This is a genomic window from Methylocella sp. (assembly GCF_044226135.1).
Classification (GTDB): domain Bacteria; phylum Pseudomonadota; class Alphaproteobacteria; order Rhizobiales; family Beijerinckiaceae; genus Methylocapsa.
In genome coordinates this window covers 14377-41144 of the sequence record NZ_JBGAHM010000005.1, presented here as the reverse complement: position 1 = coordinate 41144, position 26768 = coordinate 14377, and the positions used below count along the sequence as shown (strand labels likewise).

General features: G+C 71.3%; 23 protein-coding genes, 1 tRNA gene and 1 pseudogene. 16 read left to right on the top strand and 9 right to left on the bottom strand.

Annotation, left to right across the window (positions count from 1 at the left end; translation table 11 throughout):
* Positions 1-162 precede the first annotated feature (162 nt).
* The gene (locus ACILRB_RS04035; protein ID WP_395665009.1) at positions 163-2229 is read right to left on the bottom strand and encodes an AI-2E family transporter; all 2067 of its coding nucleotides are present in this window, start codon (positions 2227-2229) and stop codon (positions 163-165) included.
* A gap of 282 nt (positions 2230-2511) precedes the next feature.
* On the opposite strand from ACILRB_RS04035, the gene ACILRB_RS04030 reads away from it, so the two are divergent.
* Together ACILRB_RS04030 and ACILRB_RS04025 are read left to right on the top strand one after the other, a co-directional pair.
* A complete protein-coding gene (locus tag ACILRB_RS04030) occupies positions 2512-3525 on the top strand; it encodes a flagellar motor protein MotA (RefSeq protein WP_395665096.1) in 1014 nt (337 codons plus the stop codon).
* A gap of 31 nt (positions 3526-3556) precedes the next feature.
* On the top strand, positions 3557-4561 hold the full coding sequence (locus tag ACILRB_RS04025) for a peptidoglycan -binding protein (protein ID WP_395665008.1): 1005 nt from the start codon (positions 3557-3559) through the stop codon (positions 4559-4561).
* Between the two features lie 52 nt (positions 4562-4613).
* On the opposite strand, the gene ACILRB_RS04020 is transcribed toward ACILRB_RS04025, so the two are convergent.
* From ACILRB_RS04020 to ACILRB_RS04000, 5 genes are all read right to left on the bottom strand, one after another.
* A complete protein-coding gene (locus tag ACILRB_RS04020) occupies positions 4614-5918 on the bottom strand; it encodes a TAXI family TRAP transporter solute-binding subunit (protein ID WP_395665007.1) in 1305 nt (434 codons plus the stop codon).
* A gap of 428 nt (positions 5919-6346) precedes the next feature.
* Positions 6347-6421 (bottom strand) — tRNA-Val (locus ACILRB_RS04015).
* A 240-nt stretch (positions 6422-6661) separates the two neighbouring features.
* Positions 6662-6898 (bottom strand): hypothetical protein, encoded by a 237-nt coding sequence (locus ACILRB_RS04010; protein WP_395665006.1) that lies wholly within the window; start codon positions 6896-6898, stop codon positions 6662-6664.
* Between the two features lie 164 nt (positions 6899-7062).
* Complete coding sequence (mce, locus tag ACILRB_RS04005; RefSeq protein ID WP_395665005.1) at positions 7063-7467, bottom strand: methylmalonyl-CoA epimerase; 405 nt, start codon at positions 7465-7467, stop codon at positions 7063-7065.
* A 219-nt stretch (positions 7468-7686) separates the two neighbouring features.
* On the bottom strand, positions 7687-8346 hold the full coding sequence (locus ACILRB_RS04000; RefSeq protein WP_395665004.1) for a TetR/AcrR family transcriptional regulator: 660 nt from the start codon (positions 8344-8346) through the stop codon (positions 7687-7689).
* Positions 8347-8431: 85 nt separating this feature from the next.
* Here ACILRB_RS04000 and ACILRB_RS03995 point away from each other — a divergent pair, with 85 nt between their 5' ends.
* From ACILRB_RS03995 to ACILRB_RS03965, 7 genes and pseudogenes are all read left to right on the top strand, one after another.
* Positions 8432-8764: a carboxymuconolactone decarboxylase family protein gene (locus tag ACILRB_RS03995; RefSeq protein WP_395665003.1), complete on the top strand. Its 333-nt coding sequence runs from the start codon at positions 8432-8434 to the stop codon at positions 8762-8764.
* A gap of 143 nt (positions 8765-8907) precedes the next feature.
* Positions 8908-9222 carry a cation:proton antiporter gene (locus tag ACILRB_RS03990; protein ID WP_395665002.1) on the top strand — a complete coding sequence of 105 codons (315 nt, stop codon included), beginning with the start codon at positions 8908-8910 and terminating at the stop codon, positions 9220-9222.
* Complete coding sequence (locus ACILRB_RS03985; protein WP_395665001.1) at positions 9150-9752, top strand: cation:proton antiporter; 603 nt, start codon at positions 9150-9152, stop codon at positions 9750-9752. The genes ACILRB_RS03990 and ACILRB_RS03985 overlap by 73 nt, the downstream gene beginning before the upstream one ends.
* A 109-nt stretch (positions 9753-9861) precedes the next feature.
* Positions 9862-10275 carry a hypothetical protein gene (locus ACILRB_RS03980; RefSeq protein ID WP_395665000.1) on the top strand — a complete coding sequence of 138 codons (414 nt, stop codon included), beginning with the start codon at positions 9862-9864 and terminating at the stop codon, positions 10273-10275.
* 92 nt (positions 10276-10367) lie between these two features.
* Entirely contained in the window at positions 10368-10535 is a 168-nt protein-coding gene (locus tag ACILRB_RS03975) for a hypothetical protein (RefSeq protein WP_395664999.1), read from the top strand.
* Positions 10505-12288, top strand: a pseudogene (locus ACILRB_RS03970) (DUF3141 domain-containing protein). Before ACILRB_RS03975 ends, ACILRB_RS03970 begins: the two are co-directional and overlap by 31 nt.
* Before the next feature lie 614 nt (positions 12289-12902).
* A complete protein-coding gene (locus ACILRB_RS03965; protein WP_395664998.1) occupies positions 12903-13385 on the top strand; it encodes an efflux RND transporter periplasmic adaptor subunit in 483 nt (160 codons plus the stop codon).
* A 49-nt stretch (positions 13386-13434) separates the two neighbouring features.
* Here ACILRB_RS03965 and acpA read toward each other — a convergent pair whose 3' ends face one another.
* A complete protein-coding gene (gene acpA, locus ACILRB_RS03960) occupies positions 13435-14985 on the bottom strand; it encodes an acid phosphatase (protein WP_395664997.1) in 1551 nt (516 codons plus the stop codon).
* A gap of 261 nt (positions 14986-15246) precedes the next feature.
* Here acpA and ACILRB_RS03955 point away from each other — a divergent pair, with 261 nt between their 5' ends.
* From ACILRB_RS03955 to cydC, 7 genes are all read left to right on the top strand, one after another.
* Positions 15247-16542 (top strand): cytochrome-c peroxidase, encoded by a 1296-nt coding sequence (locus ACILRB_RS03955; protein ID WP_395664996.1) that lies wholly within the window; start codon positions 15247-15249, stop codon positions 16540-16542.
* A 120-nt stretch (positions 16543-16662) separates the two neighbouring features.
* Entirely contained in the window at positions 16663-17145 is a 483-nt protein-coding gene (locus ACILRB_RS03950; RefSeq protein ID WP_395664995.1) for an Rrf2 family transcriptional regulator, read from the top strand.
* Between the two features lie 246 nt (positions 17146-17391).
* On the top strand, positions 17392-18969 hold the full coding sequence (locus tag ACILRB_RS03945; RefSeq protein ID WP_395664994.1) for a cytochrome ubiquinol oxidase subunit I: 1578 nt from the start codon (positions 17392-17394) through the stop codon (positions 18967-18969).
* Positions 18970-18988: 19 nt separating this feature from the next.
* Positions 18989-20140, top strand: a complete 1152-nt coding sequence (gene cydB / locus ACILRB_RS03940; protein ID WP_395664993.1) for a cytochrome d ubiquinol oxidase subunit II — start codon at positions 18989-18991, stop codon at positions 20138-20140.
* Between the two features lie 15 nt (positions 20141-20155).
* Positions 20156-20284, top strand: a complete 129-nt coding sequence (cydX, locus tag ACILRB_RS03935; protein WP_395664992.1) for a cytochrome bd-I oxidase subunit CydX — start codon at positions 20156-20158, stop codon at positions 20282-20284.
* Positions 20285-20294: 10 nt separating this feature from the next.
* Positions 20295-22094, top strand: coding sequence for a thiol reductant ABC exporter subunit CydD (gene cydD / locus ACILRB_RS03930; protein ID WP_395664991.1), 1800 nt, complete (start codon positions 20295-20297; stop codon positions 22092-22094).
* Positions 22091-23818, top strand: a complete 1728-nt coding sequence (gene cydC / locus ACILRB_RS03925; RefSeq protein WP_395664990.1) for a thiol reductant ABC exporter subunit CydC — start codon at positions 22091-22093, stop codon at positions 23816-23818. Before cydD ends, cydC begins: the two co-directional genes overlap by 4 nt.
* A 419-nt stretch (positions 23819-24237) precedes the next feature.
* On the opposite strand, the gene ACILRB_RS03920 is transcribed toward cydC, so the two are convergent.
* Both ACILRB_RS03920 and ACILRB_RS03915 read right to left on the bottom strand, forming a co-directional pair.
* Positions 24238-25908, bottom strand: coding sequence for a ribonuclease J (locus ACILRB_RS03920; RefSeq protein ID WP_395664989.1), 1671 nt, complete (start codon positions 25906-25908; stop codon positions 24238-24240).
* A gap of 42 nt (positions 25909-25950) precedes the next feature.
* Entirely contained in the window at positions 25951-26700 is a 750-nt protein-coding gene (locus ACILRB_RS03915; protein WP_395665095.1) for a biotin--[acetyl-CoA-carboxylase] ligase, read from the bottom strand.
* Positions 26701-26768 lie beyond the last annotated feature (68 nt).

The window sequence follows — 26768 nt, the reverse complement described above, 5'->3', positions numbered from 1 at the left end:
CGCCGGTACGACAGGGCGGCATGATGCCTTTAGACGCGCAGCGCGGTCCAACCTGGCGTGACGTCAGCAATAGCGGCCCAAACTTGCGCGAGGCTTAAGTCGCTCCCGTAAAATCGAACCAATCCGGCGCGACGGGCGCCCGCGGCGAAGTCTCCGCCCGCCTCAGGCCGCCGCAGGCCCTGCGTCCGGCGCCGCCGCGGGGTCTGCGCCCTGCGTCGCGACGGACGGCGGCGGCGTCGGAACGGCCTGCGGCGCGGGGATCGCCCGCGACAGCACGGCGCGCCGCTGCGCCTCGACGAAATGGCGCGTCGCGTCGTCGATCCGCGCGACGCAGAGGTCGGCTCGCGTCTGGGCGCCGAAATCGGCGGCCTGCGCCTCGTCGGCGCGCCACAGGCCGACGACGATGCAGGCGTCCGGCAGGCGGCGGCGCAGGCGCCTGACGGCGTAGCGCGCCTGCGCCGCGCCGGCCTCCGCGCCGACATAGGACAGGCAGATCATCTGCGCGCCGGCTCCGGCGAGATTGAGAACGCCGCCGACGCGCAGAAGGTCGGCCGGCTCGACTTTGGCGGCGACGCCATGCTTTTCGAGAATCTGCGCGAGCAGGATCGCCGCGGCTTCGTCGAGCGCGTCGCGGCCGGCGACGCACAGGACCGGCTTGCGCGGCGGCGCGGCCGGCGGCGCGTCGTCCGGCGCCTTCGCCCCGGCCGCGGCGCGTTCGGCGGCGAGCGTGTCCCGCTCGCCGCGCAGGTCGGCGACGGGCTCGCGGTCGGCCGCAGGGCGCGCGCGCCCCTCGGGCTCCTCGTCCTCGTGGTCGGAGAGATTCTCGGCGATTTCGCGGACCGTCTCCTTCATCTGTTTCTGGCGCTGCTCGGTCAGCACGCCGCGCCTTGCGTCGGCTTCGGCGAGCGCGAGGCCGCTCAGCGCGACCTCGTCATAATAGGCGACGAGCGGCCCGGTTTTGAGAAAGACCTCCGCCTGGTCGGCGATCTCGGAGGCGTCGTCGACGAGCAGGCGCTGGTAGAAATGCTCGACCGGGGTCAGCGCCGGCGCGTCGCCGAGAATGACGTCAAGGAAGCTCAACTGCTCGACATGGCGGCCGAGCACCACGAGGCAGACGGTGAGCGGAGTCGCGAGCAGAAGCCCGACGGGGCCCCAGAGCCAGGTCCAGAAAGTCGCCGCGGCGACCACGGCGATGGGCGAGAGGCCGGTGTTGCGGCCATAAAGCAGCGGCTCGATGAAATGGCCGACCGCCGCCTCGATCACGACGAACATCGCCGCCGTCTTCAGCGCCATGCCCCAGCCGGGATCGACCGCCGCCGCGAGCGCGACCGGCAGAGCCGCCGTCACCACCGCGCCGACATAGGGCACAAAGCGCATGAGAAAGCCGACGAGCCCGAACAGGATCGCCCCCGGCACGCCGATCAGGTAAAGGCCCGCCGCGACGACGACGCCGAAGCTCGCGTTGAGCAGGAACTGGGCGAGGAAATAGCGGCTGAGGCGCGAGGCCGCGTCGTTCATCGCGACCGAAGTGCGCTGCAGGTCGCGCGCGCCGGCGAGGCGGATGAAGCGGTTGCGCAGGTCCTCGCGCTGCAGGAGGATGAAGATCACGAAGATGGCGACGATGGCCATGGTTTCGAGCGGCGAAAGCGCCGTCCCGAGCACCGTCTGCAGCATGGCGAGCGGCGTCGGCTCGGCCTCGTGCACCACGACCGGAACGGGCTCGGGCTCCCCGGCGGGCGCGATGCGCGCGCTCTCGCCGCGCGCCGGCCCCTGCGCCGGCTCCTCGCCGGAGGGGCCGCGGCCGAGCCGCCCGATGTCCTTCAGGATCGCCGCCCCCTTCTCGAGCGCCGAATTGGCGGCGACGAGCTCGCGCAGCGCGCTCGCCTTGGTCTTGATGGTCTCCTCATATTGCGGCAGGCTCGTCGCGAGGTCGGCCACCTGCCGCGTCATGGCGGCGCTGACCATGAAGGTCAGGGCGAGCGCGGCGAGCACGACGGCCAGCACGGCGACGACGCGGTTGAAGCCGAGGCGGCGCAGCGCGCGCACCGGAATGGAGAGCACGAAGCTGAGAAGGACGGCGATGGCCACCGGCACCAGCACGCCGCGCGCGGCGTAGAGCGCGACGACGCAGAGCGTGGCGATGACGGCCGTGGTCAGGGTTTCGATAGAGCGGCCCGGATCGCGTTCCTCAGGCGGACGTCGTTGAGGAGCATCGAACACGTCGCTCATGAAGCGTCTCCAGACGGGCCTTGCCGCAACGCCCGCTTGCGGTCAAAGTTCCGGCAAGGCCTGGCCGTTGAAACAGCCGTTGAAACAGGGTCTGGCCCGTGAAACCGGCGCCCGTCGCGGCCGCCCCGCCGGCTGGACCGCCACGGAGGAGAATCCCATGAAGTTCCGCGCAGTTCGCGCCCCGCTGCGCCAGCGCGCGCCATGGCCGCCGGGAAGCGCGAGGCCGTCGGGAAGCGCGAGGCCGTCGGGAAGCGCGAGGCCGTCGGGAGCGGGGGCTGGCCGATGAGCGCCGCGCCGGGGGGCCGGCTGACGCCGCCGACGGTCTATCTCACGCGCATGGTCGTGTTCCTGCTTCTCGCGGGTTTTTGCGCGGCGGCGCTGCATCGCCAGATCGCCACGGCCTTCATGGCCAATCCGGGCCTCAACGGGCTGATTCTCGGCGTGCTCGCGCTCGGCGTGCTGCTCGGCCTGCGGCAGGTCGCGCGCCTGTTCCGCGAAACGCGCTGGGCCAACGCCCTGCTCGCCGGCGGCGCCCGCAAGGCGAAGCCGCCCGTGCTGCTCGCCCCGCTGGCGCATCTGTTCCGCGCGCGGCCGCAGGCGCAGCACGGGCCGGGCGCGCTGCCGCTGCGCGCCGTGCTCGACATGATCGGCGCGCGGCTCGACGAATCGCGCGACACGGCGCGCTATCTGACCGGCCTGCTCGTCTTTCTCGGCCTGCTCGGCACCTTCTGGGGCCTGCTCGAAACCGTCGGCTCGATCAGCGGCGTCATCGCCTCGATGCAGGGCGGCGGCGACGCGGCCTCGATGTTCGAGGACCTCAAGAGCGGCCTCGCCGCGCCCATCGCCGGCATGAGCATCTCCTTCACCTCGTCGCTGTTCGGCCTCGCGGGATCGCTCATTCTCGGCTTTCTCGACCTTCAGGCCGGACAGGCGCAGAATCGCTTCTACGCCGAGCTTGAGGACAATCTGGCGGCGAACGCGCCCGCGCCCGAGGCGTCGCCGCGCTTCGACGGCCTGCCGCCGGACCTCACCGCCGCGCTGACGACGCTCGCCGCGGCGGCCGATCCCGCGCAGTCGAAAGCCTCCTCGCTCGCGCTCGCCAATCTCGCGGACGGGGTGCAGTCGCTGGCCCAGCACATGCGCGCCGAACAGCAGATCATCCGCGACTGGGTCGAGGCCCAGGCCGACCGCAACGTCGCCCTCGCGCAGACGCTCGACCGGCTCGCCGACGGGCTGCAAACGGGCGCCTCTCAGCAAGGCGCCTCCCAGCCGACCTCCCTGAAGGAGCGCGGATGACGCCCCTCGCCCCCGCGCGGATCCTCGCCTGATGCCCGCCCGTCCCCGCGCGCGGCCGCGCCACGTCGATTACTGGCCGGGCTTCGTCGACGCCTTGTCGACCATGCTGCTCGTCTTCATCTTTCTCCTGTCGATGTTCATGCTGGCGCAGTTCTTTCTGGCGCGCGAGGCGACCGACAAGGACAAGGCGCTGCTGCGCCTCAACCGCCAGATCGAGGAGCTGAGCTCCCTGCTCGCGCTCGAGCGCGTCGGCAAGGGCGAGGCCGAGGAACGGGCCACGCTGCTGTCGTCCAATCTCGCCGCCGCCGAAAAGGACCGGGCGCGGCTGCAGGGCGCGATCGACGAAAAGGCCTCGGCCGAGGGCGCGGGCGGCGCGGCGCTCAAGGCCGAAAAGGACATCTCGGCGCAGGCGCTGGCGAAGGTCGACGTGCTGAACCAGCAGATCGCCGCCCTGCGCCGCCAGCTTGCGGCGCTCGAGGACGCGCTCTCGGCCTCCGAGAAATCGGGCGCCGAGTCGCAGGAGAAGATCGCCGAGCTCGGGTCGAGGCTCAACGTCGCGCTCGCCCAGAAGGTGCAGGAGCTCGCGCGCTACCGCTCCGACTTCTTCGGGCGGCTGCGCCAGATCCTCGGCGAGCGCCCCGGCGTCGCGGTCGTCGGCGACCGCTTCGTGCTGCAGTCCGAGGTTCTGTTCCAGTCGGGCCAGGCGACGGTCGATGCGGCCGGCAAGGCCGAGCTCGACAAGCTCGCGGCGGCGGTCGTCGCGCTTGAGGGCGAGATTCCGCCGGACATCCCCTGGGTGCTGCGCATCGACGGCCACACCGACAGGCGGCCGATCCAGTCCGGCGCTTTTCCGTCGAACTGGGCGCTTTCGGCCGCGCGCGCCATCGCCGTCGCGCAATATCTGGTCTCGAAAGGCGTGTCGCCGCAGCGCCTCGCGGCGACCGGGTTCGGCGAGTTCCAGCCGATCGACCCCGGCGACGGCGAAGAAGCGAACCGCCGCAACCGGCGCATCGAGCTGAAGATCACGGAGCGATGACGGCGGCGAGGCGCAGGCGCGCGGCGCCGCGCGGCGCCGGCGGCCCAAACCGCTATCCGGTCGGCCCGGCGGAGAGTTCGCGGCGGCGTTCGGCGATCATGCGGCCGAGATAATCGACCACGAGCGCGATCGGCGCCGTCTTCGTCTCCTCGATCGCGCCGACGACGACGTCGCGCGTGAAACGCTCGACCGCCGCGTCGATCTGCGCGCGGATGTCGTCGAGCTCCTCGACGGTTTTCGCGGCCTTGATCACCGAAATGACCGCCGGCGCCCTGGAAAGCAGGCTTTCGGTCGCCTCGCCCTCGCGCCTGAAGCCGAGAAAGCGCAGCGCCGCCATGGCGGCCGAGGCGAGGCCGCCGACGAGCAGCGGGCCGTAATAGAGCCAGTCGCCATATTGCTCCATGAGCGAGCTTTCCTCGCCGTCGTAATAGGCCCGCGCGCCGGGATGGATCGGAAAGGCCGCGTCCCTGTCGACGCTCGCGGCCTTGACCAGATTGGCGACGCCGGACTCGGCGGCGATGGCCTGGCGGCGCTCGAACAGGCTGCGGGCCAGAAGGGCGACGGTCCTGTCGGCGACCGCGCGATCCGCCACGAGATAGGTCGGCGCGCGCAGGGTGGCGACCTCCTCGGGCGGCAGCAGCGGCGACCCGCCGAACAGGCCGGCCGGAATTTCTCCCGATTCATAGGCGGGCGACGCCTCGACGATCGCGTCATTGTCGTCGATCGGCGTGAAGGCGAGCGTCTTGCCCAGCGCCCGGCGCGTCGCGGCCCATCCGTCCGCGATACGGCCGCCGCGAATCGCCGAAGCCACGAACAGCAGCGCGTCCACTTTCTTCTCGCGCAGGGCGGCCGCGATCTGCGCCGGGACCGGCGCAAGCGCGACGGCGGCGACCTCGATGCGATAATGGCGACGCAGCGCGTCGACCAGCGCGTCATTGGCCGAGGGCGGCCCGACGACGCCGAGCGTCTTGCCCTTGAGCCTGGCGAAGGCGTCGATTTTGGCGCTCGCCGGGGCGGCGATCACCACCGGATCGCTGTGCAGGAGCGCGACCGCGCGAAGCCGGTCCGTCGCGCCGACGTCCGCGCGCATGACGGCGAGCGCGGCCGCGCCGCTCTCCAGCCTGCGCAGCGCGTCGCCGGGGCCGGCGACGGGCAGAACCCTGAGTCGCACGGGCGCGTCCGCGGCGGCGAGCGCCCGCGCCCAGGCGTCGACGAAATCGGCGTCGTCGCCGTTGGGCGGGCCGACGGCGATCGTCAGGACGCTGGGCCGCGAGACGACGCGCCAGGCGGCCGCTCCGAGCCCAAGCGCCAGCGCGACCGCGGCGAGCGCGAACAATCGTCGCCGGACATGACTCACACTCCGCTCCTCCCACGCCGCCGCCCGGCCGGCGCGCGAGCCTCATGCAGGTTTCGCGGACGCTCGTTCCCTACCGGACGCGCAAAAGCGGACGCGCGGCATGGCGTCCCGGCCCGCGACCCCCTCGCCTCCCGCCCGCCTGCGGCGGCGGCACGCGACGACGACTCATAAAGCGACGATGGTTTATGGCGACGCCCCGGACGGGCGCGCAGGGCCGGACCGGCAAAATTGCGCTGGACAAGGCCCGGCGCCGCGACGGGCGGGGCGCCCCGCATCGTCCGCGCCGGGACGCGCCCGCGCCGCCAAGCTCCCGAGTTCGCCCTGTTCGCGCCGGGAGAGGTCTGGATCTTGCCGGGAGCCGTTCGCATGCGCCGGCCGGATTTCCGAAACATCAGATTTCTGAAGAAAACGGCGGACTCTGAAGACAATGGTGGGCGCGACAGGGATTGAACCTGTGACCCCTCCCGTGTGAAGGGAGTGCTCTCCCGCTGAGCTACGCGCCCGGAGCCTTGCGCCTTGGCGCGGCCCGGCGGCGCTCCCGCGCCGCCGCCTCTTTATGGAGAGCCGGCCGGCGAAGTCAAGCGCGCCGCCCGCTTTCGCCCGGACTGTCCTCTTTCGCCCCGACGGTCCTCTTTCGCCCGGACCGTGGAGCTTTCGCCCGGACCGTGAACGTGAAGACGCGGAAGAAGACGCGCCGCCCGACGGCGGGCGGCCGAGGCGCAGGGCCTGCGCCGGCCCGACGATCAGGCGCGCAGATCGGCGCCCGAAACGCCGACGTCGATGTCCTGCATCCGGGCGACCTCGCGCTTGACGCGGGTCCAGAAGCGCGGCGGACGCGCGCCGTCAAGGCAGCGGCCCACGGCGCGGTCACGCGCTTCGTAATAGGCGCGATCTTCGTAAAGGCCGATCAAACGCTCGGCCTCAAGCCGAACGGCGTCGGGAGGGCCGGCCTGAAACACGCGCGTCGAGAGCCTGAACATCCGCTTTCAATCTTTCCGTGCGCAACCTGTGTTTGATTAGCACGGGAAAGACACAACTGGCAAGGGATTATTGTTCTCTTTCTGTTCAGGACCGCGCGCCAGGCTGTCGCGCGGGCCGGAACGCGCCGCGCGGCCACAGCAGTCCGGAACGGGGGAAGCCGCCGTCAGGCCTGCTCGAGCTCGATCAGCGCGCCCGAAAAATCATTGGGATGCAGGAACAGCACGGGCTTGCCATGGGCGCCGGTCTTCGGCTCGCCGGCGCCGAGCACGCGCGCCCCCGCGGCCTTCAGCCGGTCGCGCGCCGCCAGAATGTCGTCGACCTCATAGCACAAATGATGAATCGCGCCTTTCGGGTTGCGCGCGACGAAATCGGCGATGGGCGAGGCCTCGCCGAGCGGTTCGAGCAGCTCGACCTTGGCGTTCGGGAGAGTGACGAAGACCACCGTCACGCCATGCTCGGGCAGCGGCTGCGGCGCGCTGACCTCGGCGCCGAGCGCGTCGCGATATTTCGCGGTCGCCGGCCCGAGCTCCGGCACGGCGATGGCGACATGGTTCAAACGTCCGATCATGCCATGCTCCCTCCTTGCAAACGGGCTTCGAGCTTTAGTGAACGAGCGCGGGCCCATCAGGGCCAGCGGACCGGCGGCGTCAATCCCTATCACATCACGCCGGGCGCCGCGACGCTCGCGCTCGCGGAGCCGCCGAAGGAGAGCCTGGCCGTCGAAGGCGTCGGCGCCGCGCAGGGCGGCCGTTCCGAGATGAAACGCCCGCCGACCGGAGGCGAAGCCCTATGGCGCAATTTCGCGCTCGACGGCCGCGAGCGCGCCTTCGAAGCTGCGCGCGCCGGAGGCGCCTCCATTGCGCGGAAAACCGTGCGCGTCAAAAAGGCGCTCCATCATCAGCGCGCCTTCGAGCAGGCAGATGATGGCGCGGGCGAGCGGCTCGGCCGCGGCGCCCGGGCGCGCCGTGCCGTCAGCCCGGCCTTGCTCGATCACGCGGGCCAGCCAGACGACGTGTTTTTCAAAGAAGGCCGCGACCGCCGCGCGCATCTCGAGCGACAGAACGTCGGGGCTCGCCGCGAGCACGGCGCACAGGCAGCCGAGATTGTCTTCAAGCCCCTTGAGATAGAGCCCGGCGTAGGCGCGGACGCGGCGCGCGGCGTCCGGCGTTTCGCGCGCGATCGCCTCCATGGCGGCGTCGTAGCGGGCGTCATAGCGCGCGACGAGCGCGAGGCCGAGATCGGCTTTCGTCGGAAAATGATAATGGATGCTCGCCGTGCGCACGCCGACCGCCGCGGCGAGGTCGGCGTAGCTGAAGCCGTTGAAGCCGCGGGAACGCGCCAGCGCCTCGCCGCAGGCGAGCAGGCGCTCGCGGGTCTCGCCCGCCGCCGCGTCGGGGCGGCGCGCGGCGGGCGCGGCGGGCGCGGCGGGCGGCGTCGGCTTTTTCATGGCCCGTACTTCAAGCGGCGCCTTGCGGCCGTTTCAACTACCTACTACTAGATAGTCATTCATGTCAGGGAAGGAAACGTCCGCCATGCTGAACTGGGCCGCCTACCGCGACCAGCTGATGGGAACGCTCGCGACCATCGGCGAGATCAATCCCGCGATCCTCAAGGGCAACCAGATCCTGTCCGAAGCCGCCCCCGCCGGGCCAGGCCTCGGCCCGAAGATGCGCGAGCTCATCGCGCTGGCCGTGGCGGTGACGACCCGCTGCGACGGCTGCATCGCCTTCCACGCCGACCTCGCGCGCAAGGCCGGCGCCACAAAGGCGGAGCTGGCCGAGGCGCTCGGCGTCGCCATCGCCCTCAACGAAGGCGCGGCGCTCGTCTATTCGGCCCGCGCCATGAACGCCTTCGAGTCGCCCTGAGCGCAGGCCAGGCGCCGACGCGCCTCGGCGCAACTGGCGGCAAGTCGCGGCAAGATCCGGCGAGACGGCCGAAGCGCCATGTGCGAGGCTCGCCCTTCGCGCCCCCGCCTTCCGCGGCGCGGCGACAGGGTCAGGGCCGGGGCTTGGAGACGACGACCATCATTCTCGTTCTGCTGCTCGCGGTCGTCGCGAGCAGCATGATCGAGCGCGCCTCGCCCGCGCCCGCTCCCGCCCCCTTCATCCAGATCGCGCTCGGCGCGCTGATCGCGGCGAGCTTCGACTTCAGCGTCGAGGTCGACCCGAAGCTCTTCCTTCTCCTGTTCATTGCGCCGCTGCTGTTTCTCGACGGCTGGCGCATCCCGAGGGAAGGCCTTTTTCGCGACAAATGGACTGCGCCCTCGCCTTCGGCCTCGTGCTGTTCACGGTGCTGGGCGCCGGGCTGTTCATCCACTGGCTGATCCCGGCCATGCCGCCGGCGATCGCCTTCGCGCTCGCCGCCGTGCTCTCGCCGACCGACGCGGTCGCCGTCTCGGCGATCGCCGCGCGAACCCCCATCCCGAAGCGCCTCATGCAAATTCTCGAGGGCGAGTCGCTGCTCAACGACGCCTCGGGCCTCGTCTGTCTGCGCTTCGCCGTCGCCGCCGCGCTGACGGGAGCCTTTTCGATCCCCGACGCCGTCGCGACGTTCATGTGGCTCGCGGCCGGAGGGGCGCTCGTTGGCGTCGGCGTGACCTTTCTCGCCAACGCCGCCAAGGACCGGATCGCGCGCCGCTTCGGCGAGGAGACCGGGACGCAGATCCTGATCAGCCTGCTCATTCCCTTCGGCGCTTATCTCGCCGCCGAGCATGTGCAGGCGTCGGGCGTGCTCGCCGCGGTCTGCGCCGGCGTCGCCATGGGCCATGAGGAGCGCACCGGCCGCGCGCTGCGGTCACGCGCGTGCATCGCGCGGCGGTGTGGGACGCGGCCCAGTTCGCCGGCAATGGCGTGATCTTCGTGCTGCTCGGCCAGCAGCTTCCGGCGATCCTCGCCGGCGCCGGGCGGGCGGCGGGGGCGGCGGGACGCGCCCTTCGCGGCGTTCCGATTTCCAGGATCATATGATGGGACGGCGGACGTTCGACCTCAACCTGCTGCGCGTGTTCGAGGCGGCGCTGCGGCGAAAAAGCGTCGTCGGCGCGAGCCGCGACGGGCTGGAGCGGCTCGACGCCGCGATGACCGCACGCTCGTTCGCGCCGGCCGGGGCGCTGCGCCGCCGCATCGAGCTCGCCGCCGAACGCGACGAGCATGAGCTGCTCGTTCTTCGTTTTCCCTCGGAAATGTGCAAGGATCACGGGCGCTCGATCAATCTTCCTGAAGAGGACTCGCCGGAGTCGCTCGTCGGCGCGCCGCGGCGGCTCTACGAGGTCTGGAAGCGGAAGTTTCAGGATCTCGGCTATGGGCTCAAGGCGCTGATCATCGACTGGCCGCATGGCCTTCCCGACGACGTCGGCCTGTTCCTGAAGTGGCGATCCTGACGTGGCGATCCTGATTTGGCGATCCTGATTTGGCGATCCTGATTTGGCGCGCATGAACGGGCGATGAGGCGACACCAAAAAGGGAGGACGCCATGAGCGGCGAGAACGGGCGGGACGCCGCCGGCGCAGTCCACGCGGCGCTGAAGCAGGGAACGGCCTTCGCCTCGGCCTTCGCCCCGTCGGCGACTATTGGCTCGACGCCGCGCAGCGCTCGATCCTGTTTCTCGACGTGCTGCGCCGGCGCGGCGACACCTATCTGAAGCGCGCCGACGCGCTCGCCCCCAACGTCCTCGACTTCAAGGCGAGCCTCGTCGCCGACGGGCGCCAGCTGCCGCGCCCGGTCAATTACGTGCTGGCCGCGATCACGCCGCCGCAAGGCGTCGCGATCGACCCGAAAAAGCGCCCCTTCATCGTGTTCGATCCGCGCGCCGGCCATGGCCCGGGCATCGGCGGCATGAAGGCGCAGAGCGAGATCGGCCAGGCGCTCGCCGCCGGACACCCCTGTTATTTCGTCGGCTTCCTGCCGAAGCCCGAGCCCGGCCAGACCATTGAGGACGTTTGCGCGGCGGAGGCGCATTTCATCCGCATGGTCGGCGCGCTGCACCCGCAAGCGCCCGGCAAGCCCTGCCTCATCGGCAATTGTCAGGCCGGCTGGCAGATCGCCATGACTGCGGCGGTCGATCCCGAACCGGTCGGCGCCCTCGTGCTCGCCGGCGCGCCGCTCTCCTACTGGCAGGGCGTGCACGGGACGCGGCCGCTGCGCTATCTCGGCGGCATGCTCGGCGGCACATGGCTCACCGCGCTCGCCGGCGATCTCGGCGCCGGGATCTTCGACGGCGCCGCGCTGGTCGAGAATTTCGAGCGCATGAACCCCGCCAACACCTATTGGAAGAAGCCTTACAACGTCTATTCGAAGATCGACGCCGAGGCCGAGCGTTTTCTCGATTTCGAGACCTGGTGGGGCAATCCGGTGCTGCTCAACGCCGGCGAGATGCAGTGGATCGCCGACAACCTGTTCGTCGGCGACCGGCTGACTTCGGGCGAGCTGCGCGCGTCGAACGGCGTCGCGGTCGACCTGCGCAACATCCGCGCGCCGATCGTGGCGTTCTGCTCATGGGGCGACGACATCACCCCGCCGCAACAGGCGCTCGGCTGGATCACCGACCTTACGCCAGCGACGACGAGCTTCAGGCCGGCGGGCAGACCATCGTCTACGCGCTGCATGAATCGATCGGCCATCTCGGCATCTTCGTCTCCGGCCAGGTGGCGACGAAGGAGCATGACAAATTCATCAACTGCATGGAGGCGTTCGAGCTTCTGCCGCCCGGCCTCTTCCAGGCGACGATCGTCGAGCTCGCCGCGGACGCGCCCAACCGCGATCTCGTCGTCGGGCGCTACCTGTTGCGTTTCGAGCCGCGCCGCCTCGACGACATCCGCGCGCTCGGCGGCAATGACGCCGCCGACGAGCGGCGCTTTTCCGCCGTCGCCCGCGTGTCGGAGATCAACAAGGCGCTCTACCACGCCTTTCTCGCGCCCACGGCGCGCGCCTTCAGCAACGCGGCGACGGCGGAGTTGCTGCGCAGGACCGACCGCAACAGGCTGCGCTTTTCGCTGTTTTCGTCGCAGAACCCGTTCATGGCGCAGGTCGGCCCGCTCGCCGAAGCGGTCCGCGCCCATCGCGCGCCGGTTCCGCCCGACAATTTCTGGCTCGCCGGCGAGACCCTTTTCTCGGAGGCGATCGAGAGCGCGCTGACGGAAACCGTCTTTTTATCCGTCTATGGCGCGCCCCTGCTGCAGGCGCTGGTCGGGCTCGACCCGACCGAGGACCGGCCGCGCCGGACGGCGGCGCGCGATCTCGCCCGGGCGGCCGCAATGAGCCGGCAGCGCGCGGAGGCGGCCGAAGGGCTCGACCAGGGCGGGCTGCTCGAAGCCGGTTTCCGCGCTGATTTACGTCTGCCGCGGCCAGCGCGCGATCGACGAGCGCGCCTATGCCGAACTCATGAAGCTGCGTGACGAGCGCCGCCCGCAGACGCCCGTCGCCGCGCTGAAGGACATGCTGCGCCGCCAGACGCTGATCCTGCGCCTTGACGAAGAGCGGGCGATGGCGGCGCTGCCGAAGCTGCCGCCGCCGTCCGCGCCGCGGCGCTCGACGCGATCCGCAAGGTCGCGCGCGCGGGCGGCGAGCTCGACGGCGAGGCCGAGCTGCGCCTCGCCCGCGTCGAGGCGCTGTTTGGCGCGCCGGAGGCGCTCGCCGCGCCCGTCCCCAGGGCGGCGGAGCTGGCCCGGCCGTGACGCGAAGCGGCGACCCCGCGCCCGTGACGGCGGCGCAGGGATGAAAGCGTGAAACGCGACGGCGCGCAGGATTTCGCCGGGCAAGAGGCGCAGGGAGCGGCGCCGCCCGCCGGCGGGCGGGCGCGATCATCGTCGCGCTCGCGGTCACGGCGATCGTCGGGCTTTCGCCGTGGTTCCCGACCCGGCCGCAGCCGCTGCTGGCGCAGGCCGAGGCGGACGCCACGCGCATCGAGGTCGGCACGCGCGCCGAGGACCTCGCCGCGCGCAAGGCGGCGGTCGCCGCGGCGGAGGCCTCGGCGCGGCTCGCGCAGCAGACCTATGGCCGCACGCGGCAATTGACCGAGAAGAATTTCGCGACGCTCCAGAAGCTCGACGAAACCACCGCCTCGCTCGACGTCGCCAGGCGCTCGCTGGATCAGGCGAAGCTCGCCGACATCGAGGCCGCCCTGGCCAAGACGCGGCTCACGGCGCCGGTCGGCGGCACGGTGGCTGCGCAGGCGGCCGCGCCCGGCGAGATCCTGACGCCGGGCAAGCCGGTCCTGACCCTCGCCGTCGAAGGCGGGCGCTGGTTCAGCTTCACGATCCGCGAGGACCGTCTGCCGGGCCTCGCCGTCGGCCTGCCGGCGACGATCGTCGGCGGAGACGGCAAGGCCATCCCGGCGCGGACGGTCGCGCTGCGCCCGCTCGGCGAATTCGCCACATGGCGCGCCGCCCGCGCGGTCGGCGACCATGACCTCAACAGCTTCCGCCTGCGGATCGACCCCGAACGTCCGGTCGAGGGGCTCGAACCCGGCATGACGGTCTGGCTGCGGCCGTGACCGGGCGCGCGCCGGACGCCGGCGGCCGCTTCAGCGGGCGCGGCGCCGTTCAGCGCCCGAGATCGAGCGCGGCCGAGAGGTCGCCGAGCGGCGGCTCGCCATGGGCGCGAAGCGCGGCGTCGCGCGCGGCGAGGCCCGGCAGGGTCGGCAGATCCCAGCGCGCGGAGATGAAGCGCAGGATCGAGGTCGTGTCATAAAGCGTATGGTCGACGAAGCCGCGGCGCGCATAGGGCGAGACGATCAGCGCCGGAATGCGCGAGCCGGGGCCGAAACGGTCGGCCTTCGGCGGAGCCGCATGGTCCCAGAAGCCGCCGTTCTCGTCATAGGTGACGACGACCAGCATATGCGGCCATTGCGGGCTTTTTTCGAGCCGCGCGACGATTTCGGCGATATGCTGATCCCCCGAAAGCAGATCCGTGTAGCCGGGATGCTCGTTGAGATTGCCCTGCGGCTTGTAGAAGGCGACGGCGGGCAGCCTGCCGGCGTCGACGTCGGCGAGGAAGGCGGCGCCGTCGAGCCCGCCGTCGCGCAGATGCGCTGCGCGCGCCGCCGTTCCCGGGGCCATGGCGACAAAATAGTTGAACGGCTGGTGGTGGAACTGGAAATTCGGCGCCGGCTCGCCGTTTTCGCCTTCGAGCGCCGCGCCCCAGGCGCCGGCGTACCAGGCCCAGTCGATCCCCTTCTGGGAGAGCAGGTCGCCGATGGTCGTCTGCGTCTGCGGCGGCAGGACGGCGGCCTTGGCGCGGTCGGCATGGGCGGGGTCGCCGCCCGCCGCCGGCCCGACCGCGCTCGGCTGGTAGGGCGGCTGCATGGTGTTGACCGCATAAAAATCGGGCGTGAGGTTGCCGTCGCGGACGAATTTCGGCGGCCCGTCGAGGGCCGAGGCCGGCGAATTGGCGGCGAGCTTGAGCCGCGTTCCGTCGCCCTCGACGACCGAGATCAGATCCTTCGCCGGGCTTTCGTCGGCGTCGGGATAAAAGGGCGCGCAGGCGCAGACGAGCTCGAAATGATTGAGGAAGGAGCCGCCGAAGCCGCCCTGAAAGAAATGGTCGGCGAGCACATAGCGGCGGGCGACGTCCCACAGCGGCAGTTTCGAGCCGTCGTAATAGCCCATGGCGAGGCCGCCGGCGTCGGAATAGGCGGCGAAGGCGTCGTTGCGGCCGCCGTCGATCTGCATCTGGTTCTGGTAGAAGCGGTGCCAGAGGTCGCGCGTCGGCGTCGAAAGGGACAGGGCGAAGCCCGCCGGGTCGTCGAGGGCGAAAGGCGCGTTGGGCAGATGGGCCGATTGCGCCTGCGTGACGACCGGGCTCGCCCCGCGCGCGGTGAGGCCGCCCCAGCTTGGCGGCAGCTCGGACAGCGGCGCGCCGTCGCGGTCGATCTGGCGCGTCGTTTGCGGCGGGGCGGCGGCAAGGCCGTCGGCGCCCGGAAAGGCGCCGTAAAGATTGTCGAAGCTGCGGTTCTCCGCATAGATCACGACGAGGGTCTCGATCTGCTCGAACCCGGGCGGGGCCGCCGCGGCCGGGGCGAGGCCGCCCGCCGAAAGCAGCGCCGCGCAGGCCGCCCCGCGCAGGATGGGTTTTGTCCGCTCGATCAAAAACATGAGCGCTCTCTTCAGTCAGGCCGGCGCAGGTTTTTCCGCGCGCCGCAGGGTCAGACGGTTCGCGCCGCGCCGGAAAGCGGGCCGGTTCCGGCGCGACTCTTCGCCCTTCGCCATGTCGGTTCGATGACGGCCCCGGCGCGCCGCGTCATGGCGACGTCTTCAGGCGGGTTTAAAAGCGCGGCGCGCCCGCGCCAACCCGGGCGCCTTCGCCCCGAACCGGCCTTGCAACGGAATTTTTGACGCGCCCGTGAAGACGTTTCCATGACCAGACTCGCGCGCCGCGCCGTCGCCGGGCTTTTCTGCGCGGCGCTCGCCGTCACGCCCGCCGCCCCGCGCGCCGAAGCGCCCGCCCCCACGCTCGACGCGCCCGCCTATCCCCGCGCGCTGCATCCCGGGCCGATGAGCCGGGCGGCGGCCCGCGCCCGCGCCGCGGACCTGACCGCGCTCGGGCGCGAACTGTTCTTCGACCCCGGCCTGTCCGCCTCCGGCGCCATGGCCTGCGCGACCTGCCACGACCCCGCGCGCGGCTTCGGCCCGCCGGGCGCGGGGCCGGTCGCCTCCGGCGGGCCTTCGCTCGACCGGGCGGGGACGCGGGCCGTCCCCGCGCTGCGCTATTTACAGGCGACGCCGGCCTTCACGGCGCATTATTTCGAATCCGACGAAGAGGGCGACGAAAGCGTCGACGGCGGCCCGACCGGCGGGCTGACCTGGGACGGAAGGGTCGACCGCGCCCGCGACCAGGCGAAGATCCCGCTGCTTTCGCCCGACGAGATGGCCAACGCCTCGCCGGCCGCCGTCGCCGCAAGGCTCGCGGCCGCGCCCTATGCGGCGAGCTTCCGGCGCGTGTTTGGCGAAAGCGTCTTCGAGCGCGAGGATGACGCCTTCGACGGCGCGCTCGACGCGCTCGACGCGTTCCAGCAGAGCCCGTCCGCGTTCTACCCCTATTCGAGCCGCTACGACGCCTTTCTCGCCGGCAGGGCGCAGCTCGGCGAGCAGGAATTGCGCGGCCTGAAGCTGTTCTCCGACGCGGCCAAGGGCGACTGCGCCCGCTGCCATCCGGCGCGCCCGTCAAAAGACGGCGCGCCGCCGCAGTTCACCGATTATGCGCATGTGGCGCTCGGCGTGCCGCGCAACCGCGCGCTGCCGGCCAACGCCGATCCGGCGCATTTCGACCTTGGCCTGTGCGGGCCGCTGCGCGCGGATCTCGCCGACCATCCCGGCGATTGCGGCCGTTTCCGCACGCCGAGCCTGCGCAATGTCGCGCTGCGCCAGAGCTTCTTCCACAATGGCGCGATCCACGACCTGCGCGCGGCCGTCGCCTTCTATGCGACGCGCGACACGGACCCCGGCCGCTGGTATCCGCGCGCGCCGGGCGGCGGCGTCGAGACTTTCGACGACCTGCCGGAGCGCTATCGCGCCAATCTCGAAAAAGACACGCCCTTCGGCGGCGCGCCGGGCGGCCGGGCGCCGCTCGACGACGCCGAGATCGACGCGATCGTCGCCTTTCTGAAGACCCTCACCGACGCCGACCTCGCGCCGCGCCCCGAGTCGCCTTGAGCCGGGCCGGCCGCGCCGCGTCAAAACGCCCCGCCGATTGTTTTGGCGCGCGATTTGTTGCAAATCTCGGCCGGCGCGCTCATCTGGAGCGGACGGGCGAGCGTCCTGGCGGCAGGATCGATGAGGCTGACGAGCTACTCCAATTACTGCCTGCGCGTGCTCATGGTCGCGGCGGCCCGGGCCCCGGAACTGACGGCGATCAACGACGTCGCCCTCGGCTTCGGCGTCTCCAGGGCGCATCTCGTCAAATGCGCGCATCAGCTCGGGACATGGGGCTATCTCGAGACCATGCGCGGCAACAAGGGCGGCTTCCGCCTCGCCCGTCCGGCGGGCCAGATCACCGTCGGCGAAATCCTGCGCAGGACCGAGGACGGATTCGCCGTGGTCGAATGTTTCGACCCGCAAACCAACACCTGTCCGCTCATCGACAGATGCGTGCTCGCCAGGGCGCTGCGCCGCGCCACCGCCGCCTTTCTCGAGGCGCTCGATGAGGTCACGGTGGCCGATCTCGTCGTCAACGGCGACGAGATTCTCGGCGTCCTCGACATGCGCCCGAGCGAGCCCTCGGCCTGCCGCGCAAGGCCGGCCGCCGCCCGAGCCTGACGCGCCCGATGCGGCGAAACGCCGCCGCAGGCTGCGCCGGCGCCCGCAGGCGCGCAGGCAGCGCCTTTCAGAACAACCCCTTACGCGATCAGGCCGGCGCCGTCAGGCGACCATCCGGCCGCGCCCGCGACGCCCGCGACGTCTATCTTATATAGAAAATAGAAGTTTGATCGGCTATCAAGGCCGCGCTGAAACCGCGCGAGGCGGCGATGCGCGCCGCGCGCCGCCAATAGGATGGCGACCGTCATGATCGATCAGACGTTTGTGGAGTTGTCGCGATGGCAGTTCGCGGCGACGGCTCTTTATCACTTTCTTTTCGTGCCCCTGACGCTCGGCCTGTCATGGCTGCTCGTCATCATGGAGTCGGTCTATGTGATGACCGGCAAGGTCATCTACAGGGACATGACCAAATTCTGGGGCAAGCTGTTTGGAATCAACTTCGCCCTCGGCGTCGCCACCGGCCTCACCATGGAGTTCCAGTTCGGCACCAACTGGTCCTACTACTCGCATTACGTCGGCGACATTTTCGGCGCGCCGCTGGCGATCGAGGGCCTGATGGCCTTCTTCCTCGAATCGACCTTCATCGGCCTGTTCTTCCTCGGCTGGGACCGGCTCACGAAGCGCCAGCATCTCGCCGTCACCTTCCTGATGGCGCTCGGCTCCAATCTTTCGGCGATGTGGATTCTCGTCGCCAACGGCTGGATGCAGAACCCGGTCGGCTCGGTGTTCCGGCCTGAAACCATGCGCATGGAGATGCAGAGCTTCGCCGAGGTGTTCCTCAACCCCGTGGCGCAGGTGAAATTCGTCCACGCCGTCGCCGCCGGCTATGTCACCGGCTCGATGTTCGTGCTCGGCATTTCCGCCTGGTACATCCTCAAGGGCCGCGACCTGCCGTTCGCGCGGCGCTCCTTCGCGGTCGCGGTCGGCTTCGGCCTCGCCTCCTCGCTGTCGGTCATCGTGCTCGGCGACGCGAGCGGCTATGAGCTTGGCGACGTGCAGAAGGTCAAGCTCGCGGCGATCGAGGCGGAATGGCATACGCAGGCGCCGCCGGCCTCCTTCACGCTGTTCGGCCTCCCGAACCAGGAGACGAGGACGACCGATTTCAAGATCGAGATCCCCTGGGCGCTGGGCCTCATCGCGACCCATTCGCTCGACACGCCGGTGCTTGGCCTGCTCGATCTGCGCGACCAGCACGAAACGCGCATCCGCTCCGGGCTTCTCGCCTATGACGCCCTGCAGAAGATCCGCCGCGGCGACGCGAGCCCCGAAACGCGCAGCCAGTTCGACGCCCATGCGAAAGACCTTGGCTACGGCCTCCTCCTGAAGCAGTTCGTCGAGGATCCGGCGAGAGCCGGCGAGGCCGACATCAGGGCCGCCGCGGATTCGACCATCCCGACCGTCTGGCCGCTGTTCTTCGCCTTCCGCGCCATGGTCGGCCTCGGCTTCGCCATGCTGTTCATCTTCGCCGCCGGATTCTGGCTCAACGCCCGCCGCCGGCTCGAGCAGAACCGCTGGCTCCTGTGGCTCGCCGTCGCCGCCATCCCGGCGCCCTGGATCGCGAGCGAGGCCGGCTGGTTCGTCGCGGAGTTCGGCCGCCAGCCCTGGGCCATCGGCGAGGTGCTGCCGACCTTCCTCGGCACGTCGAGCCTGACCCGTTCGGACCTCATCTTCTCCCTCAGCGGCTTCATCGGCTTCTACACGCTGCTGCTCGTCATCGAAGTGTTCCTGATGACGAAATTCGTTCGGCTCGGACCGAGCTCGCTCGGCGTCGGTCGGTATCATTTCGAAAGAAAGACCAGCCCCGCCGCGGCGCCGGCCGAATAGACGCCGAAAGGACCAAATCATGCTCGACTATGAGACGCTGAAGCTCGTCTGGTGGGTTCTCGTCGGCGCGCTGCTGATCGGCTTCGCCATCACCGACGGCATGGACATGGGCGTCGGCAGCCTGTTGCCCTTCGTCGCCCGCACAGACACGGAGCGGCGCATCGCGATCAACACCATCGGCCCGCACTGGGACGGCAACCAGGTGTGGTTCATCACCGCCGGCGGCGCCCTGTTCGCCGCCTGGCCGCTGGTCTACGCCTCGGCCTTCTCCGGCTTCTACATGGCGATGCTGCTGGTGCTCTTCGCCCTGTTCTTCCGGCCCGTCGGCTTCGACTACCGCTCGAAGATCGAAAGCCCCGTCTGGCGCAATGTGTGGGATTACGGCCTGTTCGCCGGCGGCGTCGTTCCCGCGCTCGTGTTCGGCGTCGCCTGCGGCAATCTTTTGCAGGGCGTGCCCTTCTATCTCGACGAGCTCCTGCGCTCGCACTACCAGGGCTCGCTGCTTGGCGCCTTCGTGCCGCTGCTCAATCCCTTCGCCCTGCTCGCCGGGCTGATCAGCGTCGGCATGCTCACGACCCATGGCGCGATCTGGCTGCAGATGCGCGCCGGCGATCCGGTCGACGCGCGCGCCCGCGCGATCGTCATGAAGCTCGCCCCCGCGGTCGCCGTGGCCTTCGCGCTCGCCGGGATCTGGATGTGGTTCGGCGTCGAGGGCTACCGCGTGATTTCCGAGCCGCCGCGCGACGCGCTGCCCAATCCGCTCGCCAAGGAGGTCGCGCGCGAGGCGCACGCCTGGTTCGACGTCTACCGCCGCATGCCGATCGCCGCGCTCGTTCCGCTCATCGGCCTCGCCGGCCCGCTCGCGGCGGCGCATTTCGCGAGGCTGCGCCGGCCGGCCCTCGCCTTCGTCGCGAGCGCGCTCGGCATGGCCGGGATCATCGGCTCGATGGGCGTCTCGATGTTTCCCTTCGTGATGCCTTCGAGCGTCGATCCGCGCTCGAGCCTGACGATCTGGGACGCCGCCTCGAGCCATCTCACGCTCAACGTCATGTTCTGGGCCGTCGCGCTCTTCCTGCCGCTCGTGCTCGCCTACACCGTGTGGTGCTATGCGCGCATGTGGGGCAGGGTCACGGCCGCGACGATCGACTCCCATTCCCATTCCGCCTACTGAAGAAAGGCGCGCGCGATGTGGTATTTCACCTGGATTCTCGGCGTCGGCGCCGCGCTCGCGGCCGGGATCATCAACGTCATGTGGTATGAGTTCCACGAGGCGCCCGACGCCTCGCCGGCGCCGGACGGCGGGGCCGGCGCGTGAGCGAACCGGCATGAGCGACCTTGCGGCGGCGGGAGGTCCTGAGGCGGCCGCAAACGCGGCGGCGCTGCTGCGCTCCACGCGTCCGGCGGCGGGCGGCGCGCTGCGGGCCGCGCTCGCCTTCAGCGTCGCGCATGCGCTGCTCGCGGTCGCCGCCGCCTGGCTCCTCGCCGGCGTCCTCGACGCGGTCGCCTTCCACGGCGCCGGCCTGCCAGGCGTCGCCGCGGCGATCGCCGCGCTGCTCGGCGTCCATGCGTTGCGCGCCGGCGCGGCCTTTTTCGCGGCGCAGGCGGGCGCCCGCGCCGGGGCGCGCGTGCGCCGGAATCTGTTCGCGCGCCTGCTCGCCCATGTCTCGGCGCTCGGCCCGGCGCGGCTGTCGGGCGCGGCGACGGGCGATCTCGTGACCACCCTTTCCGACGCCGTCGCGGCGACCGAGCCCTACTGGCGGCGCTGGGCCCCGGCCATGGCGACGGCCGCCGTCGCGCCGCTGGCGATCCTCATCGTCGTCGCGCCCTTCGACTGGATCTCCGCCCTCGCGCTTTTCGCCACGGCGCCGCTCATTCCGCTGTTCATGACGCTGATCGGCCGCAGCGCCGAACAGGCGAACCAGCGCCAGTGGGCGACGCTCGCGCGGCTCGGCGGGCGGCTTTTCGACGCCATCGAGGGGCTCGCCGACCTCAAGCTCATCGGCGCCGCGAAGCGCGAGACGGAGGTCATCGCGCGCATGTCGCAGGACTACCGGCGCGACGCCATGTCGGTGCTGCGCCTCGCTTTCCTGTCCTCGCTGGCGCTCGAATTTTTCGCCGCCATGTCGATCGCCCTGGTGGCGGCGCTGGTCGGCTTCCGCCTGATGTGGGGCGAGATCGATTACCGCGCCGGCCTGTTCGCGCTGCTGCTCGCGCCCGAGTTTTTCGCGCCGTTGCGGGCGATGGGCGCGCAGCGCCACGCGCGCATGGAGGCCGTCGCGGCGGCCGAACGCATCCTCGACCTTCTCGCGCGGCCCGCTCCCGCCGCCGCCGGCGGACGCCGCCTCGCGCCGGGCGCGGCCGTCGCCCTGCGTCTTGAGAACGCGCATGTGGTCCATGCCGACGGACGGCGCGGCCTCGACGGCGTCACGCTCGAAATCGCGCGCGGCGAGCATGTCGCCCTCGTCGGCCCGAGCGGCGCCGGAAAATCCACGCTGTTCGCGCTCCTGCTCGGCTTTCTCGAGCCGAGCGAGGGCGCGGTTTTCATCGACGGGGCGCCCCTCGCCGGACTCGACCTTTCCGCCTGGCGCGGCCTTATCGCCCATGTGCCGCAACGCGCCGACCTGTTCGACGGCACGCTCGACGAAAATGTCGCGATGGGGCGCGCGCCGGCCGAAGGCGCGCTCGACGCCGCGATCGACGCCGCGCTCAGGGCGGCGCGCGCGGAAACGTTCGTCGCGCGCCTGCCGCAGGGCCGCAGGACCCTGCTCGGCGAGCGCGGCCGAAGGCTGTCCGGCGGGCAGGCGCAGCGCGTCGCGCTGGCGCGCGCCTTCTTCCGCCCGGCGCCGCTCGTCCTGCTCGACGAGCCGACCGCCCATCTCGATCCGGCGACGGCGCGGCTCGTCGACGCGGCGACGCTTGAGCTCATCGCCGGGCGCACGGCGATCGTCATCGCGCACCGGCTCGAGACCGCGCGCCGCGCCGACCGGATCATCGTGCTCGACGCCGGCCGCATCGTCGAGGACGGGCCGCATGACGCGCTCGTCGCCGCCGGCGGGCTTTACGCAAGGCTCACCGCCGCGGCGCGCGAGGCGGCCGGCGAGGTCGGCGGGAGGCGGGCGGCGTGAACGCTCTCTGGCGGCTCCTGAAGCTTTACCGGCCCTATGCCGGCTGGCTCGCGCTCTCGATCGGCGCCTCGCTCGTGGCGACGCTCGCCAACATCGGCCTGATGGCGACCTCGGGCTGGTTCGTCACGGCCATGGCGCTGGCCGGGGCGGCGGGCGGGCTCATGAATTATTTCATGCCCTCGGCGCTGATCCGGGCCTTCGCCCTGCTGCGCATCGGCGGGCGCTATCTCGACCGGGTGATCGGCCATGAGGCGACCCTGCGCCTTCTGGCGACGACCCGCGTCTTTCTGTTCGCGCGGCTCGCCCCGCTCGCCCCCGGCGCGCTCGCCGACCTTCGCGCCGGCGACCTCTTCGCCGGACTGAAGGGCGACGTCGACCGGCTCGAGCTCGTGTTCCTGCGGCTCGTCGCCCCGCTCGCGACGGCGGCGCTTTCTTCGGCGGCGGTCGTCGCCGCGCTCGCCGCCTTCACCGACCTTCGCCTCGCCGGCGCGGTCGGCGCGGCGCTTTTCGCCGGCGGCTTCATCCTGCCGGCCGCGGCCGCCCATGCCGGGCGCGCGGCGAGCCGCGGCGCGGCGGAGAAAGCGGGCGACTTGCGCGCGTCGCTCGCCGGCGATCTCGGCGGGCTCGGCGCGCTGCTCCTCACCGGCGCCGCCAAGACCCGTTTCGCGGCGCTCGAAGAAACCCATGACGCGCTTCTGGCGCAGGAGGCGCGGCTTGCGCAGCTTTCCGGCCTCGCCGACGCCGGACTCGCGCTCGCCGGCGGATTCGCGCTCTGCGCGGCGCTCGTCGTCGGCGTTCCGCTCGTTTCGGGCGGCGCCCTTGGCGCGCCCTTTCTCGCCATGGCCGCGCTGCTGTCGCTCGCCGCCTTCGAGGCCTTCGCCGGCGCGCCCGCCGCCTTCGCCGCTCTGCCCGGCGCGCTCGCCTCGGCGCGGCGGATCTTCGCGCTCGCCGACCGCCGCCCGCCCGTCGCCGATCCGGCGCGCCCGCGCGAGGCGCCCAAAACCTTCGACCTCTCTTTTGAAGGCGTCGGCCTCGCCTATCCGGACGCGCTCGAGCCGGCGCTGGAAAACATAGACCTCAAGATTCCTGAAGGCGCGCGCGTCGCCGTCGTCGGGACGAGCGGCGCCGGCAAGTCGAGCCTCGTCGACCTTCTGGCGCGCGTGCGCGATCCGAGCCAGGGCCGCATCCGTCTTGGCGGCGCGCCGATCGACGAACTGCCGCAGGAGCGCCTTCGGGCGCTCGTCGCCGTGGCGCCGCAGGCCCCGCATGTGTTCACGGCGACCATCGCCGAAAATCTGCGCCTCGCCCGGCCGGACGCGACCGAGGCCGAATTGCGCGAAGCGGCGGAGGCGGCGCAGTTTCTCGAAACGGTGGAGACGAGCCCGCAGGGATTCGACACCTTCGTCGGGGTCGGCGGCGCGCGTCTTTCGGGCGGGCAGGCGCGCCGGCTCGCGATCGCCCGCGCGCTGCTCCTCAAAAGCCCGGTCCTCGTGCTCGACGAGCCGGGCGAGGGTCTTGACGCCGAAACCGAGCGCGCGCTTTTCGACGCGCTGCTGGCGCGGCCGGGCGTCACGCTCATCGTGCTCACGCATCGCGACGCCGCGCTCGCACGCATGGACGAGATCGTCGTGCTTGAGGCCGGCCGCATCGTCGAGCGCGGCGGCTTCGAGGCGCTCGCGACGCGCGAGGGCGCCTTCCGCAGGCTGTTCGACCGGATCGGGTGACGCGCGCGGCCCGGGCGCCGCGGGACGGAAAATCTTCGGGCGCGTCCGCCGCGAAGGCCGGCCCTTCATTAAGCCCGGGGCGCGGACATGGACGGCGGCCCCGACACGGTCCCGCGCCCGCAACGCAGAGCGCCGGACCGGGGGCGTCGCCTGACATTCGCGCGCCGTGACGATCCGCTCCCGGCTCGCCGTGCTCGGCGCAAGCCCCTGAAGAGCACGACCGGATCGCGGGCCAGCGTCGCCCTGCGTCGTCCCGATCTTGGGATCGGCGCCGAAAAACGGCAGGGTCCGCCGCGATGCGCGTCAGCGGACCGGGATCGGCGGGCGCTGTGCGCGTCGTCGCGCCGCGTCGAGACGCAGGCCTCGGGATGGGAAAGGACTGATCGCGGCGCCCGTCCGCCGCCCGAAGGTCGGCAGGCTCACACCTCGACGACGAGCACATGCACGGACGGCCTCTTGCCCCAGACCGAGGCGACCGCGGCCCGCACCGCCTTCTCGATCGCCGTCGAGACGACGTCGGCGTCGCGCCGTTTCTGCCGCGGCAGGTGATCGAAGGTCTGGAACAGGGCTTCGTCGATCGTCGCGTCCATGGCCGCGCCGTCGCGCGTCCGCGCCGGCACGCCCGCGGTCATCACGTCCGGCACGCCGGCGAGGTCGCCCTTGGCCGTAACCGCGAGCGCGATGGTGATGACGCCCGAGGCGGCGAGCTTCTGGCGCACGCGCAGCGCCTCGTCGCCGAGGGGCACGAAGATGTCGCCGTCCTTGAGCATCCGCCCGGACGCGACCTCGCCGGTCACCCCGGGCTGGCCCGGGGCGAGCGTCACGAGATCGCCGTTGCGCGCCGCGACCACATGCGGCACGCCCTGCGCGCGCGCGAAGGCCGCGTGCTCCGACAGATGCAGCTCCTCGCCATGGGCCGGCACCGCGATCTGCGGCCGCGTCCAGGCGTAGAGCTCGGAGACCTCGCCGCGGCGCGGATGGCCGGAGGCGTGGACCAGCGCGACGCGGTCGGTGACGACCTCGACGCCGGCGCGCACGAGCAGATTGACGAGGCGCCCGACCTCGCGCTCATTGCCGGGAATGGTGCGCGACGAAAAGATGGTCATGTCTCCGGCGTTGAGCGAGACGACCGGATGCGCGCCCTCGGCGATGCGCGCGATCGCGGCGCGCGGCTCGCCCTGGCTGCCGGTGGCGATGAGCACGGTCCTTTCACGCGGCAGATCGGAAAAGGCGTCGAGGCCGCGGAAGGGCGGCAGGCCGTCGAGATAACCGCGCTCCCGCGCGACGGCGACGACGCGCTCCATGGCGCGGCCGGCGAGAATGGCCTCGCGGCCGGCGGCGGCGGCGGCCTCGGCGACGGCGCGGATGCGCGCGACGTTGGAGGCGAAGGTCGTGACCACGACGCGGCCGCGTGCGCCGGCGATGATCTTGCGCAGATGGCGCGCGACCTCGCCCTCGGAGGGGCTGACGCCCTCGCGCAGGATGTTGGTCGAATCGCAGACGAGCGCCAGAACGCCCTCGTCGCCAAGCGCCGAAAGCCGCTTCTGGTCGGTCGGGCGGCCAAGGCCCGGCTCGGCGTCGATCTTCCAGTCGCCCGAATGCAGCACGAGGCCCGCCGGGGTGCGGATGGCGAGCGCGCAGCTTTCGGGGATCGAATGGGCCATGGCGACCATTTCGACCGAAAAAGGCCCGGCCTCGAAACGCTCGCCCTGCTCGACGACATGGATCGGCGCTTCGGGCGCGCCCTGATCGGCGAAGCGCTTGGCGCGCAGAAGGTCGGCGGCGAAGCCCGTCGCATGAACGGGACAGCCGAATTTCGGCCAGAGGTCGGCGACCGCGCCGATATGGTCCTCATGCGCATGGGTGATGACGAGCGCGACGAGATCGCGCCTGATCTTCTCGACGAAAGAGACGTCCGGCACGACGATTTCAACGCCGGCGTGCTCGGGGCCGGCGAAAGCGACGCCGCAATCGACCATCAGCCATTTCATCGCGCCCTTCGGCCCGTAGCCGTAAAGCGCGAGGTTCATTCCAATTTCGCCCAAACCCCCAAGCGGAGCGAAGACGAGTTCGTCAGGCGCCGCGTTCATTAAACAGGCCATCCTTCTTGATGATGCGCACGCGCCGGGCCGTCAGGCCGGCCGCGCCAGAAACACGTCGCCGGCGTCGACGCTGACGTCGCCGGCGGCCCCAAGGTCGAGGACGAGCCGGCCGCTTTCGTCGATCGTGCGATAGACGCCTTCGACGTCGCCGCCGCGCCGCGCGATGCGGATATGTTCGCCAAGCCCCGCCGCGCGCGCGAGCCATTCGCGCCGGACGAGCGCGAAGCCGCCGGCCTGGGCCCAGACGCCGAGCCAATGCGCCGTCTCGGCCGCGAGCGCGCGCAACGCCTCGCCGGCGTCGATCGGGCGGCCGGCGGCGGCGGAGAGGTCGCCCGCGGGATAAAGCGCTTCGGAAGGGTGGGACCGGCAGTTGACGCCGAAGCCCGCGACGCAGGCGAGGCGTTTCCCGCCTTCGGCCTCAAGCGTCGCGCTTTCGAGCAGCACGCCGCCGATCTTGGCGCCGTCGCAGAGCATGTCGTTTGGCCATTTGAGCGCGATCTTCGCCGCGCCGCCGACGAGCGCCTGGAGCGCGCAGGCGGCCGCAAGGCTCGCGACGAAGCCAAGCTCCGGCGCGCGCGCGAGCGGCGCGGGGTCGATCAGCAGCAGGCTCGCATGAAGATTGCCGGGCTCGGAGACCCAGGCGCGGCCGTTGCGGCCGCGGCCGGCGCTCTGGCTCTGCGCCACGACCCAGAGGCGGCCGGGATCGCCGGCGCGCGCGGCGGCGAGCGCCTCGTCGTTGGTCGAGGCGAGGCTCGCGTGGGCGGCGAGCCTGAAGCCCAGCTCTTCGAGCGCGGTCGCAAGATCGGACAGGACGCCTCACCCCTTTTCGCGTCGGCACGGCGGCGTCA